This window comes from Embleya hyalina (assembly GCF_003967355.1).
GTDB classification, from domain to species: Bacteria; Actinomycetota; Actinomycetes; order Streptomycetales; family Streptomycetaceae; genus Embleya; species Embleya hyalina.
Genome location: NZ_BIFH01000014.1, coordinates 411180 through 424107, shown reverse-complemented (window position 1 = coordinate 424107; position 12928 = coordinate 411180). Strand labels below are relative to the sequence as shown.

13 protein-coding genes are annotated in these 12928 nt (G+C 71.8%); 9 read left to right on the top strand and 4 right to left on the bottom strand.

Features of this window, described 5'->3' with window-relative positions; all coding sequences use genetic code 11:
- Positions 1-112 precede the first annotated feature (112 nt).
- Positions 113-931: a polysaccharide deacetylase family protein gene (locus EMA17_RS06190; protein WP_246126480.1), complete on the top strand. Its 819-nt coding sequence runs from the start codon at positions 113-115 to the stop codon at positions 929-931.
- On the opposite strand, the gene EMA17_RS06185 is transcribed toward EMA17_RS06190, so the two are convergent.
- The gene (locus EMA17_RS06185; protein WP_126635881.1) at positions 907-1404 is read right to left on the bottom strand and encodes a pyridoxamine 5'-phosphate oxidase family protein; all 498 of its coding nucleotides are present in this window, start codon (positions 1402-1404) and stop codon (positions 907-909) included. The two genes, EMA17_RS06190 and EMA17_RS06185, sit on opposite strands and share 25 nt — an antisense overlap.
- 101 nt (positions 1405-1505) lie before the next feature.
- Here EMA17_RS06185 and EMA17_RS06180 point away from each other — a divergent pair, with 101 nt between their 5' ends.
- Together EMA17_RS06180 and EMA17_RS06175 are read left to right on the top strand one after the other, a co-directional pair.
- Positions 1506-2090: a TetR/AcrR family transcriptional regulator gene (locus EMA17_RS06180; RefSeq protein WP_160161326.1), complete on the top strand. Its 585-nt coding sequence runs from the start codon at positions 1506-1508 to the stop codon at positions 2088-2090.
- A 130-nt stretch (positions 2091-2220) separates the two neighbouring features.
- Positions 2221-2850: a hypothetical protein gene (locus EMA17_RS06175; RefSeq protein ID WP_126635879.1), complete on the top strand. Its 630-nt coding sequence runs from the start codon at positions 2221-2223 to the stop codon at positions 2848-2850.
- 7 nt (positions 2851-2857) lie between these two features.
- On the opposite strand, the gene EMA17_RS06170 is transcribed toward EMA17_RS06175, so the two are convergent.
- The gene (locus EMA17_RS06170) at positions 2858-3853 is read right to left on the bottom strand and encodes an alpha/beta hydrolase (RefSeq protein WP_126635878.1); all 996 of its coding nucleotides are present in this window, start codon (positions 3851-3853) and stop codon (positions 2858-2860) included.
- Between the two features lie 214 nt (positions 3854-4067).
- Here EMA17_RS06170 and EMA17_RS06165 point away from each other — a divergent pair, with 214 nt between their 5' ends.
- On the top strand, positions 4068-4718 hold the full coding sequence (locus tag EMA17_RS06165; RefSeq protein WP_126635877.1) for a TetR/AcrR family transcriptional regulator: 651 nt from the start codon (positions 4068-4070) through the stop codon (positions 4716-4718).
- 24 nt (positions 4719-4742) lie between these two features.
- Here EMA17_RS06165 and EMA17_RS06160 read toward each other — a convergent pair whose 3' ends face one another.
- A complete protein-coding gene (locus EMA17_RS06160; RefSeq protein ID WP_126635876.1) occupies positions 4743-5984 on the bottom strand; it encodes a HEAT repeat domain-containing protein in 1242 nt (413 codons plus the stop codon).
- A 97-nt stretch (positions 5985-6081) separates the two neighbouring features.
- Here EMA17_RS06160 and EMA17_RS06155 point away from each other — a divergent pair, with 97 nt between their 5' ends.
- The 3 genes from EMA17_RS06155 to EMA17_RS06145 all read left to right on the top strand — a co-directional run bounded on the left by EMA17_RS06155 (position 6082) and on the right by EMA17_RS06145 (position 9875).
- Positions 6082-6663 (top strand): TetR/AcrR family transcriptional regulator, encoded by a 582-nt coding sequence (locus EMA17_RS06155; protein WP_126635875.1) that lies wholly within the window; start codon positions 6082-6084, stop codon positions 6661-6663.
- 124 nt (positions 6664-6787) lie between these two features.
- Positions 6788-7999, top strand: a complete 1212-nt coding sequence (locus EMA17_RS06150) for a Cmx/CmrA family chloramphenicol efflux MFS transporter (RefSeq protein WP_126635874.1) — start codon at positions 6788-6790, stop codon at positions 7997-7999.
- 238 nt (positions 8000-8237) lie between these two features.
- On the top strand, positions 8238-9875 hold the full coding sequence (locus EMA17_RS06145; RefSeq protein ID WP_246126479.1) for an APC family permease: 1638 nt from the start codon (positions 8238-8240) through the stop codon (positions 9873-9875).
- Positions 9876-9923: 48 nt separating this feature from the next.
- Here EMA17_RS06145 and EMA17_RS06140 read toward each other — a convergent pair whose 3' ends face one another.
- Entirely contained in the window at positions 9924-10298 is a 375-nt protein-coding gene (locus EMA17_RS06140) for an RNA-binding S4 domain-containing protein (RefSeq protein WP_126635873.1), read from the bottom strand.
- Between the two features lie 146 nt (positions 10299-10444).
- On the opposite strand from EMA17_RS06140, the gene EMA17_RS06135 reads away from it, so the two are divergent.
- Together EMA17_RS06135 and EMA17_RS06130 are read left to right on the top strand one after the other, a co-directional pair.
- Complete coding sequence (locus EMA17_RS06135) at positions 10445-11686, top strand: serine hydrolase domain-containing protein (RefSeq protein WP_246126478.1); 1242 nt, start codon at positions 10445-10447, stop codon at positions 11684-11686.
- Entirely contained in the window at positions 11683-12924 is a 1242-nt protein-coding gene (locus tag EMA17_RS06130; RefSeq protein ID WP_126635872.1) for a serine hydrolase domain-containing protein, read from the top strand. Before EMA17_RS06135 ends, EMA17_RS06130 begins: the two co-directional genes overlap by 4 nt.
- Positions 12925-12928: the final 4 nt, after the last annotated feature.

The following is a 12928-nucleotide window of genomic DNA, read 5'->3' as shown; positions in this document are numbered from 1 at the left end:
CCAAGGGCACGCCAAGTCGCCGCAAAATGGGCTTCGGGTGCGGAACCCGTCCGTTGGCCGCGTACGTGTTCGGACATGTGTCCGTAGTTCCGAACAGTGCTTGGAGTCACCGGTGACGAGCCTTCCCACCCGCCGTGTCCTGCGTCGTCTGACCGTTCTCGCCGTGGCCGGGGTGCTCGCCGCCGGGACCGCGGCGTGTTCGTCGGATTCGGGCGGCTCCGGAGACAAGGCCGCGCCGGGTGGGCGCGAGGGGTCGGCGGAGGTCGGTCCGCCACCGTCCGACGCGCCCACCGCGGCCGATCCGCAGGCATCGATACCGGCGCCGCTGGTGCCGGACGCGCTGGTGCGCAAGACCGCGACCGGCGGGCGTACGGTCGCGCTGACCTTCGACGACGGGCCGAGCCCGCAGTGGACGCCGCAGGTGCTCGCGCTGCTGAAGCAGTACCGGGCCAAGGCGACGTTCTGCATGCTCGGCCCGAACGCGAAGGCCAATCCGAAACTGGTCAAGGAGGTCGTCGCGGACGGCAACCGGCTGTGCGACCACTCGGTCACCCACGACGAGGGCATCGCGAAGCGCCCGCTGTCCCGGATCAAGTACGAGATCACCACCGCGCACGACCAGATCGTCGCGGCGGCCGGAGCCGGCACGAAGGTCGACTGGTTCCGCGCGCCCGGCGGCGACTGGTCACCGCAGGTACGCGCGATGGCGGCGGGGTACGGCATGCGCTCGCTGGACTGGTCCGACGACACCCGCGACTGGCAGCGCCCCGGCGCGGACAAGATCCTGGCCACCGCCGAGAAGGAGCTGAGGCCCGGCGGGATAATCCTGATGCACGACGCGGGCGGCGACCGCGCACAGACCCTGGCCGCGCTCAAGCAGTTGCTCCCCTGGCTCGTGCAACAGGGCTACGGCTTCGACTTCCCCGCCTGAGGCGACCCCGACCCGGCACCGGAGAGCACCGACATCGCCGGCACCAGCCCGTAGGGCTCCGGGTGCACCCCGGCGGAGAAGTCGAGCACCTCGACCCGATACGGCACCAGGCGCACCAGCACGAAGTCGCCCCCGGTCGGACCCGCCGGGAAGAACGGCCGCAGCGTCTCGTCCCAGCGCGCGATCGACTCCGACTCGGAGTGGACCGGTTCGGCCCGGGCATGGAGCGTCGCGTAGGCGACCGCCCGGCGATCCTCGACCGAGTACGACACCTCGGGCCGGGCACCGATGTCGAGCGCCTTGCGCGAGCGCGGACTGGTGGCGAACCAGATCGTCGCGTCGTCCTCGACCGCGAGGTGTTGCACCAGGCGCACCCGGGGCGCGCCGCGCTCGTCGGTGGTGGCCAAGAAGCCCAACCCGTGGGAGCGCACGATGCGCAGGGCCGTGTCGAGGAGGGTGGGGGTGATGGGCATGGTCGACCGCCGATCGTTCACAACGCCTGCACGATATTGGTGACTCCATACTAGAATCATGGTTCCAGTAAAAATCAAGCACGAGGGTGAGGCGGACGGACGTGGGCCGCAAACCGAGGTTCGGCGACGACGACTTCCTCGACGCCGCGCTGCGGGTCGCCGCGCGGGCCGGCGCGTCCGGGGTGACGATGGCGGCCGTGGCCGCCGAGGCGGCGGCGCCGGTCGGGTCCGTGTACCACCGGTTCGCGTCGCGCGATGTGCTGCTCGCCCGGCTGTGGGTGCGCACCGTGCACCGCTTCCAGGAGCCCTTCCTGGCCGCGCTGGCCGACCCGGACCCCGAGCGCGGCGCCGACCGGGCGATCCGGGCCGTGCTGGGCTGGGCCCGGGAGCATCCGGACCAGGCTCGGGTGTTGCTCCTGCATCGCCGCGAGGACCTGGTCGCCCACTGGCCCACCGAACTCGGTCCGGATCCCGCCGGGATCAACGACGCGGTGCGCGAGGCGCTGCGGGCGTACACCCGGGCGCGCTTCGGCCGCGTCTCGTCGGCGGGTCTGGAGCGGGTCACGTTCGCGCTGGTCGACGTGCCGTACGCGGCGCTGCGCCGACACCTGGGGGCGGGCCGAACCCCGCCGAGGTCGATCGAGGCCGCCGCCCTGGCCGCGTCCCGGGCGGCACTGGGCGATTGATCCGCAGGCCGACACACCCCGGCGGATGCGTCGGGATTGCCATGTTGTGGATAAATCTAGTGAAATGCACCATTTGAACCTTCCTGCGACCCGCCGTCACACCCGAGCCGGCGCCCGGACCCGCGCCCGCGTGACGATCGCCCTCCTCCTCTCCGCGACCGCCCTCGGCCTGACCACCGCGCCGGCGGCCGAGGCCGCCTCCACGCGTGGTGGAGCCATCGCCCGTTCGGAGGTCCTGGCCCGGGCGGAGGACTGGTTCGACCGCGGAGTCGAGTACGACCAGCAGGCCGTCGCCCCGGACGCCGAGGGCGCGCACGACTACCGCACGGACTGCTCGGGAATGGTCGCGATGGCCTGGCATCTGCCGAGCACCGACTTCACCACCGATTCCCTCGACCGGCGTTCGGTCACCGATCGGGTCGACCGCGACGACCTGCTCCCCGGCGACGCGCTGGACGACACCGCCGACGGCCACGTGGTGATCTTCACCGGCTGGATCGCCCGGAGCGCGGGCACCTTCACGTACATCCAACTCGCCAACCCGCGCACCGACATGGCCACGGGCACCGGCAGCTTCGCCGGCCCGCTGCTCGCCGGCCACCCGACCGCGAACTACGTCGGCCTGCGCTACCTCCACGTCGTCGACGACGACGAGGGCACCACCACGCCCTCGCGCGTCCTCGACCGGTATCCGTGGCCCTCGGCCGGGATCTCCCCGTGGCGCCTCGACCCCCGCCGGCGGCACACATCGGGTGGGTGACAGCGTGCTACGCCACCCGGCGGGCCGCCGGCACGGGCGCCTCGGCTTCGTCGAGGAAACGCAGCACCTCGGCGACCACGGCCGGGTCGCTCATCACGCGGTGATGGCCGAGTCCCCTGGTGACGAACAGCCGGGCCCGGTCGGGATGGGCCGCCGCGAGCCGATACCCCTGATCGACCGTCGCCATCGGGTCGTCCTCGTCGTGCACGACCAGGATCGGCACCCGTACCGGCTCGGGACCGTAGGACGCGGAGAACCGCTCCCAGATGTCCGACTCCGGGGCCAGCAGCCGCTCGTCCGCCCGCTCCCGGACCAGCGCCACGACCCGCGCGTCCAACCGGAGTCGGGCGCTGAACCGGTACAACAGGTATTCCATGTCGCACACTCCGCCGATCGCCACCACCCGATCCGCCCGCACTCCCGAGCGCAACGCCTGGAAGGCCCCGAGCACACCGAAGGAATGCGCCAGCATGGCCCGGAACCGCCCGTGCCGCTCCTGGAGTTGCCGGGCGATCTCGGCATAGTCCAAAACCGTGGGCCCGATCCCGCCCGAATCCCCGTTCCCCGGCGCGTCGAAGCCGATCGGGGTCAGGCCCCGGGCCCGCAACTCCTCGACGAACGGCGCGAAGCGCGAGGCCCGGGACTGCCATCCGTGCAGCAGCAGAACCGGATCGGCCCCGTCGCCCCAGCGGTAGGTGACGACCTTCCGACCGCCGACGTCCAACGTGTCGGTGACCGCGAACAGGTGCGCCGAACGCTCCGCGGGCCGGACCGGACTGCGCCCGAAAGGACGCCGAAACAGCACATACGCCAGCGCCCCGGCGGCCCTCGGGGACAGCGCCGTCACCGCCCTCAGGGTCAACCGCGCGGACGTCTCCCCGGCCCGCACACCGCCCGCCACGGGGCGCGCCGGGTCCCTCGGAACGGCCGGCGCCGTTGCCGTCGAGGCGGGTTCGGTATCGATCCGGCGGGCGATGGCGCCGGTCCCCTTCGGATAGGTCATGTCCGCATGCCCCCTGGGTGAGTGGTTCGTCGGGATGGGATGCAACCCGTTGTATCAAAATTGCACGACCGGTCGTACTATTTATCAGGTCGGCGAAGACTGTCAAGGCCCGGGGGCGGGCGCGACAGCGGGATAATCGACGCCGGTCGGCCGAGCAGGCGGCGGGCCGACCCGAGGGGCCGGACCGGTCGAGCCGGCGCAGACAGGAGTGGTCATGAGCACGTCCGCGACCGACGGGCGAGTCCGCAAGGGCGATCGCACCCGGCAGGCGATCGTCCATCGGGCCGCCGACATCGCCTCGATGGAGGGACTGGAGGGCCTGTCCATCGGCCGGCTCGCGAGCGATCTGGAGATCAGCAAGAGCGGGGTGTTCGCCCACTTCGGATCCAAGGAGGAATTGCAACTCGCCGCGATCGGCGCGGCGATCGAGGTCTACGTGGACCACGTGGTGACCCCGGCGATGGAGGGGCCGGCCGGCCTGATCCGGCTGTGGCGGCTGACCGAGCGCTGGATCGCCTACTCGCGCGAGCGGGTCTTCCCCGGTGGTTGCTTCTTCTTCAACACCGCCGCCGAATTCGACGCCCGCCCGGGCCGGGTCCGCGACGCGCTGGCCGGTGCCTGGAGTGGTTGGCGCGCACTGCTGATCGCCGAGGCCGAGGCCGCGAAGACCCGGGGCGAGGCCCACCGGGACCTGGACGTGGCCCAACTCGTCTTCGAGATCATCGCGTTCCTGGAAACCGCCAACGGCATCAGCGTCCTGCACGACGACGAGAGCGCCTACACCCGGGCCGGCACCGCCATCCACGCCCGCCTGCTGACGGCCGCCACCGACCCGGAGACGCTGCGGGCACCGCCGACGCGGTAGCCACCACCCCGCCGGGGCACGGGCTCAGTCCTCCGCCAATCCCGCGTACCTCCGGCAGGCCGCCCGGTCGTCCGGCAGGTCGCGCGCCCGCAGCAGCTCGCGGAAGTTGACCCACTTCCAGGTGTCCACGTCCAGTTCGGCCAGGGTCGCCACGACCCGGCGCCGCGCCTCCGGTAAGTCGGCGAAGGCCGGTGCCGGCGTAGCCCGCGCCTCCGTGCCGAAGGCCAGGCGGAGTGCCGCGTCCGTGATGGCGAAGGCTGCCGGGCCGGAGGTGCGGGACAGCCCTGCCAGGACCGATTCCAGTACGTCGACCGGGAGTTCGCCGGCTTCGAGGGCGACCAGGCTGCTCGACGCGTAGGCCCGCAGGTCCCCGTCGAAGAACCCCATCGGGACCGCCTCGTCGTCGGTCGGCGGGTCCACCGTGCAGGCGGCGAGTTCGGCGATCACCTCGAGGTCGGCCGCGCCGAGCCGGGCCAGCGCGATCGCCGCCGCCCAGCGGGCCAGGGGTTCGTCGGTGCCCTGGTGGTACGCCCGCAGCGGGGCTATCTGGGCCGCGTCGCCGAGCAGACCGATCGCCACGATCGCGTTCGCCGCCACGCCCGGTACCGGTTCCGTCGCCGGCAGGTCGCGCAGCCGGGGCAGGATCCGCGGCGCCTCCTCGGGAAACCAGCCGACCGCGTGGGCCGCCGCCGCCCGCAGTCGCGGATCCGGGTCGGTCAGCACACCGCACAGCGTCGGCACCCCGGCGCGTACCGCGTCGTACGCGCGCAGTTCGTACTCGGCCGCCCGGCACGACTTCTCGAAGTCGAAGGTGTCCCGCCGCCGCTCCCTGGCCCGCCGCTCGACCTCCCCGTCGGCCTCCGCGATCCACCCGTCGAACCGCCGCCGTGCCCCCTCCTCGCCCTCGGCGCGCGCCCGACCCACCGCAGCGCGCCAGTCGGCGATCGCCACCCCGTCGGGAAGGTGCACCTCGTCGAATCCGATCGCCAACGCCGCGAGCAGGTGCACCAGTTCGGCCCGATCCGGGGTGCCCGGGTCCGCGACGAGCGCGAGCAGGAACGGTACGGCCTGCGCCGTCGCCTCGTAACGACTGCCCTGATGAAAGATGTTGCCGTAGAGCGCGTCCAGCGCCCGCCCCCGCTCCCCCGCGTCCGCCGAGCGCAACGCGCGCAGTTGTTCGGGCACGTCCTCGGCCGAGCCGTACGCGTGTCCCGAACCCGCCCAGTCGATCCCGTCCAGCCCGGCCAGAGGCCCCCACTCCACCATGGTCGACAATCCTTCCCTCTCGAACGTGCGGCGTCGATGGCGGAGAGCGATCAACCTTATTGGACCACTCATTACAAAACCTGCTAGCGTGCTCGACATGGCCCGACCACGGAAGTTCGACGAGGAGCAGGCGGTCCAGGCCGCGCTCGACGCGTTCTGGCGGGCGGGCTACGAGGCCACCTCGACGCAGGACCTGTGCGACGCGACCGGCCTCGGCCGCAGCAGCATCTACAACACGTTCGGCAGCAAGCGCGATCTGTTCCTGCGCGCGCTGCGGCGCTACATCGAGCACATGACGAGCGTCCAGGTCGCGAACCTGGAGAACGATCGTCCCGTGCACGACAAGATCCGCGACCTGCTGACCACGATCGTGGTCGACGAGACCGACCACCTCGGTGACCGGCGCGGCTGCCTGGTGGTCAACACCGCGATCGAACTGTCCGGCCGCGACGTCGAGGTGACGGCGCTGCTCGAACGGGACTATCGCCGCCGGCACGCCGCGATCAAGGCCGCCATCGACGCCGGCCGGCTCGACGGCGACATCGACCGGGACAAGGACGCCGACGCGCTCGCACACGCGGTGATCGGCGCGGTGTCGGGAATCCGACTCGCCGCCCGCAGCGGGGTGGACCGCGCGGGGCTCACGGCGATCGCGGAGACGACACTCGCGGCGCTCTAGCGGTCCGCGGGCGCCGAGCCGACACGGCGCCCACCACACCCTCGCGCCCCGCCCATGCATGCCCCCATTTTGAACTGAACATTCCAAAACATGAACGCCCGCACCACCGACTCGGGAGTACCCCATGCCCCTGGCCGTCTACGTCCTCGGACTCGGCATATTCGCCCAAGGCACCTCGGAGTTCATGCTCTCCGGACTGCTGGAGACGATGGCCGCCGACCTCGGCGTCTCCATCCCCGACGCCGGGCTGCTGATCTCGGCCTTCGCCGTCGGCATGGTCGTCGGCGCGCCCCTGCTCGCCGTACTGACCCTGCACTGGCCGCGACGGACCGCCCTGATCGCCTTCCAGGCCGTATTCGTCCTGGGCCACGTGGTCGGCGCGCTCGCCCCCGGCTACTGGGTGGTGCTCGCCACCCGCGTGGTCAGCGCCATCGCCTATGCCGGCTTCTGGGCGGTGGCGGCCGTCACCGCCATCGGCCTGGTCGCCCCGAACGCGCGGGCCAAGGCGATGGCGGTGGTCGCGGGCGGACTGTCCCTGGCCACCGTGGTCGGCCTCCCGCTCGGCACCATGATCGGCAACTGGGCCGGCTGGCGTGCCGCCTTCTGGGCGGTCGCCCTCCTCACCGCGCTGAGCACGGTCGCGGTGTACGCGGTCCTGCCCGGCGGTCACACCGCGGACGAGACGCCGCGCTCGGTCCGGACCGAACTGCGCTCCATGCGCCGACCGCGACTGTGGGTCGCCTACACCACGACGGCGGCCGGTTTCGGCGCCGTGGTCGCGGTGTTCAGCTACCTCGGCACGATGCTGACCAACACCACCGGGATCGGCGAGGCGTGGGTGCCGCTGGTGTTGTCCTGGTACGGGGTGGGCGCGGTGGTCGGGATCACGGTCGGCGGACGACTGGCCGACGAACACCCGTTCGGCACGCTGTACGGCAGCCTCGGCACGATCGTCGTCGTGTCCTTGCTGCTCGCGCTGACCGCGCGGAACGTGCCCGCCACCCTCGTCCTGGTCTTCCTGCTCGGCGCGGGCGGCTTCGCGGCCAACCCGGCCGTCAACGCCCGGGTGTTCGCCATCGCGTCCGACGCCCCCACCCTCGCCGGCGCGACCAACACGGCGGCGTTCAACGTCGGCATCACCGTCGGCCCGCTGCTCGGCGGCCGGGTGATCGCGGCCGGCTTCGACTACGCCGCCGTCGCGTGGGTCGGCGTCGCGCTGGGCCTGATCGCCCTGGCGAGCACCTGGACGGACTCCCGCATGCGGGGGCGCGCACCCGCGCACGCCGTTCCGACCGCCGAGCACACGACCCCCGAACCGACCCGGGTGCCGGCCTGAGCGGCGCCCGCGGGCGGGGAGGGGCGCGGTGTCGACGTCGTGGCCGACGGTGACCACCCCGCCGCACTCCGCGACGCTCCCCGCCCCACTCGCCTGACACGACATCAGTTCCCTTGATTTTTCCGGCCTTCGGGGCTGCCGGACGGCTTGTCGGGGGGTCTAATCTGATCCCCTGCTTCAATGGTCCGATATCGGTCGAACGGGTAGAAAACATCCGTCTAGGACAGGACGGTTCGCCATGGTCTCCACCGACCCCGCAAGACCCTCCGCGCCCGAACCGCTCCCGCGTCGCGCAGCCGGCGAGAAGGGCCTCAAGACCGGCGCCCTGGACCTCGCGTCCAGCGTCGTGATCGGGCTCGCCTCCACCGCACCGGCCTACAGTCTGGCCGCCACCCTCGGCATCATCGTCGCGGGCGTCGGTCTGCAATCGCCGATCGTCATGGTCCTGGCCTTCGTCCCGATGTTCCTGATCGCGTACGGCTACAAGGAACTCAACGAGGACAACCCGGACTGCGGCACCACCTTCACCTGGGGATCGCGCACGTTCGGCCCGATGACCGGCTGGATGGGCGGTTGGGCCATCATCGTCGCGGACGTCATCGTGATGGCCAACCTCGCGCAGATCGCCGGCCAGTACGGCTTCCGACTGGTCGGCGCCCACGGCCTCGCCGAGGACACGTTCTGGACCACGTTCGCGGGCGTGGTCTGGATCATCCTGATGACCTGGATCTGCTACGTCGGCATCGAACTGTCCGCCAACCTGCAGAAGGTGCTGCTGACCATCGAGATCGTGGTCCTGGTCGCCCTCGGCCTCACCGCGCTCTGGAAGGTCTATCTCGGCAACGCCCCGGACGGCTCGGTCCACGTCGCGTGGTCCTGGTTCGACCCGTTCGAGATCGACTCGGTCGACGCGCTGACGAAGGGCGTCCTGGCCGCAGTGTTCATCTACTGGGGCTGGGACACGGCCGTGTCGATCAACGAGGAGACCGCGGACTCCGCGCGCACCCCCGGCCGGGCCGCGGTGATCTCGACCGTCCTGCTCCTCCTGATCTACGTCCTGATCAGCACCTCGGCGCTGTCCTTCGCGGGCGCCGGCGACACCGGCGACGGTCTGGCCAATCCGGACAACTCCGGGGACGTACTGTCCAGCCTGGGTTCGAGCGTCTTCGGCAGCGTCGGATTCGGCTGGTTCATGGCCAAGTTGCTGGTGTTCATGGTGCTGACCTCGTCGGCGGCGTCCACCCAGACCACCATCCTGCCCACCGCGCGCACCGCGCTGTCGATGGCCGCGCACCGGGCCATCCCGGCGAAGTTCTCGCGCGTGCACACCCGCAACCAGGTGCCGACCTGGTCCACGGTCGGCATGGGGATCGCGTCGGTGGCGTTCTACGTGGCGATCACCCGGGTCAGCACGAACGTACTGACCGACTCGATCGGTTCGATCGGCCTGGCCATCGCGTTCTACTACGGCATCACCGGCTTCGCCTGCGTCTGGTACTACCGGCGCGTGCTCACCCGCAGTCGGCGCGACCTGATCACCAAGGGCATCATGCCGGGGCTCGGCGGCGCACTGCTGGCGTACTTCTTCATCGACGCCTGCTACGTCTACTCGGACAAGGACTACGGCACGACGTACTGGACCCTGCCGTTCGCGCCGCACTGGCAACTCGGCGGGGTGTTCCTGACCGGGATCGGCGCGCTGTTGCTGGGCGCGGTGCTCATGCTCGGGTATCGCTTCGTCGCGCCGTCGTTCTTCCGCGGCGAGACGTTGCCGCGTGCGGTGGCATCGAGGGACGCCGTGGTCGAGTGGGTGGGGTCCCCGGGGTCGGCCGGGTCGGCGAAGAACGAGGGGTCGACGGGATCCGGCGCGGTCTGACCCGCCTGGGTGGGCCCACTCCGCTCGGTGGGCCCACCGCACCATCCGTCAGTGTTCGCGGAACTGCTCCAGGAGGCGGCGGTCGCGCTTGGTCGGGCGGCCCGTGCCCCGATCCCGTTGGGGAACCATCAGGTCGTCCCGAGGCGGACGCGGCGGGCTGTTGTCGGTCAGGCACTCGGCGGCCACCGGCGGCCCGACCCGTTTGCGCACGATGCGCTTGACCACGACGATCCGCTCGTAGCCGTCCACGCGCACCCGCACCTCGTCCCCGACCTTGACGGTCTGGGCGGGCTTGACCCGGTCCCCGTTGACCCGCACGTGCCCGGCCTTGCAGGCCGCGGCGGCAAGCGAGCGGGTCTTGGTCAGCCGCACCGACCAGATCCAACTGTCGACCCGAACGGTCGTCCCCTCGTCTGTTGCCATGCCCGACTCTAACCCGGCCCGGTTCGGTTGACCCCACCTCCGCGCACCGGGCTCCACCCCCGCCGGTTCGGGTGTCCGCACGATCGTTGCGGCACCCCGTCGGACGGGACCCTCGGGGGGTACCCGTGCGTCCCCGAGGAGTCGGCGTGTTCCCGAATACGATCCACCTGCCCGGCAATCCCACCACCGTGACCCGTCGCCGGTGCTGCGTACTGGCCGTGGCGCTGGCCGGGTCCGCCGCGGTCGCCACCGCGCCCGCCGCCGCCGCGCGGCGGACACAGGAAGGCGGTGCGCGACTGCGCCGGGAGGCGGAGTGGCTGCTTCGCGAGGGCGGCTACGTCAATGTCGCGATCCTGCTCCGGGACGGGTCCGAGCGGATCGAGGCGAGTGCCGGTGTCGGCGACCTGCGGACCGGGCGACCGATGCCGCGCGGCGGCGCGTTGCGGGCCGGGAGTGCCACCAAGGCGTTCGTGGCCGGCGTCGTGCTGCAACTGGTCGCCGAGCGGCGGTTGTCGCTCACCGATTCGGTGGACCGGTGGTTGCCGGGCGTGGTGGCCGGCAACGGCAACGACGGACGCCGGGTGAGCGTGCACAACCTGCTGCGACACACCAGTGGGCTGCACAACTACAGCATCGAACTCGGCGACACCGCCGCCGACTTCGAGCGGATGCGGTTTCGCCACATGGGGCCGGCCGAACTCGTCGCCGCCGCGCTGCGGTTCCCACCGGGCTTCCCGCCCGCCGCGCCCGACGACCCGGCGCCGAACTGGGAGTACTCGAACACCAATTACGTCCTGGCCGGGATGATCGTCGAGCGGGTCACCGGCCGACACTGGGCCGAGGAGGTGCGTGCCCGGGTGCTGCGTCCGCTCGGCCTCACCGGCACCCACGCCCCGGGCGACGACCCGACCCTGCCCGCGCCGTACGCCCACTCGTACCATCGCTTCCCGGACCGGGACGAGTGGGTGGACACGACCGTACGCAACATGTCCTGGGCCGACGCCGCCGGCGAACTGGTCACCACACACGCCGACCTGGACCGATTCTTCACCGCGCTGCTGCGCGGCCGACTGCTCCCGCCGGCGCAACTCGCGCTGATGCGCGAGACCGTACCGATGCCGCCCGACTTCGAGCAGGTGATGCCGGGTGTGCGGTGCGGTCTCGGCCTGATGCGCCAACCGCTGCCGTGCGGCGGGTACCGGTGGGGCCACGGCGGGGACGTCGAGGGCTCCAAGATCCGCGTCGGCGTCACCGAGCACGGCCGGCGCAGCGCGGTGATCGTGGCCAACGGCACCTACACGGACGACGAACACGGCCTGCGCGCCGAGGTCGCGATCCAACGGCTCACCGACCGCCTGCTCTGCCCCGAGGGGGGCGCGCGACGATGACCGCGCCGAACCGGATCCGCGGAAGGTCGTCCCGCCCGGCGGCCCTGGTCCTGGGCGTCGCCCTGACCCTGACGGCGGCCGCCCCGCACGCGGCGACGGCGGTCGCGGGCACCGACTCCCCCACCGACTCCTCCCGTGCCTCCCGTCTCCAACGCGACACCGACGCGGTCCACGCGGCCGGCGCGATCGGCGTCACCGTGCACTACACGGCTCGCCCGACGCCCGGCGGCGCGGGCACCGTCCGTACCGCCCGCAGCGGCGAGGCCGAACTCCACACCGGCCGCCCGCTGCCCCCGAACGGCCACTACCGCACCGGCAGCACGACCAAGACCTTCGTCGCCACCGTCGCGCTCCAACTGGTCGCCGAGGGCCGGTTGCGACTCGACGAACCGATCGAGGCCCGGCTCCCGGGCGTGGTGCGCGGCAACGGCAACGACGGCCGCCGGATCACCCTGCGCCACCTGCTCCAACACACCAGCGGCATCCCCGGCTACACCGCGCTGCCCGCCGCCGTACCCGCCCTCTACTCGGCGCGCGGCTACCGGGAGAACCGTTTCCGGCACTATCGCGCCGAGGATCTGGTCGCCGCCGCGCTGACCCTGCCGAGCCGCTTCGAGCCGGGGAGTTCGTGGGCGTACTCGAACACCAACTACCTGCTGGTGGGCCTGATCATCCGGCAGGTCACCGGCCGCTCCTGGGGCGAGGAGGTCCGCGATCGCATCATCCGCCCGCTCGGCCTGCACGACACCCGCGTCCCGGACGACGATCCGTATCTGCCCCGGCCGCACGCACAGGCGCAGCACACCTTCGCGGGCGACACCCGGCCGACCGACACCACCGTGCTCAACCACACCGTCGCCGACGCGTCGGGCGCCATCCACAGCACGCCGAGCGACATCGACCGGTTCTTCGTCGCCTTGTCGTCCGGCCGGCTGCTCGGGCCCGCCGAATCGGCCGAGATGCGGCGTACGCGTGCGATTCCCGACGAGCCCGGACGCGGTTACGGTCTGGGCCTGGAGAGCACCGAGTTGAGCTGCGGCGGGCGATACTGGCAACACGGCGGCGACGACCTGGGCTTCTCCAGCGAGAACGGCGTCACCGACGACGGGCGCCGCGCGGTCCTGGTGGTGCGCAACGGCGTCGACGAGAACGACGAGGCGGGCGGTGCACGGGTGGACGCGGCGACCGCGGCGCTGATCGACCACGCCCTGTGCGCCCCGGATCCACGCCACCCGTGAACCG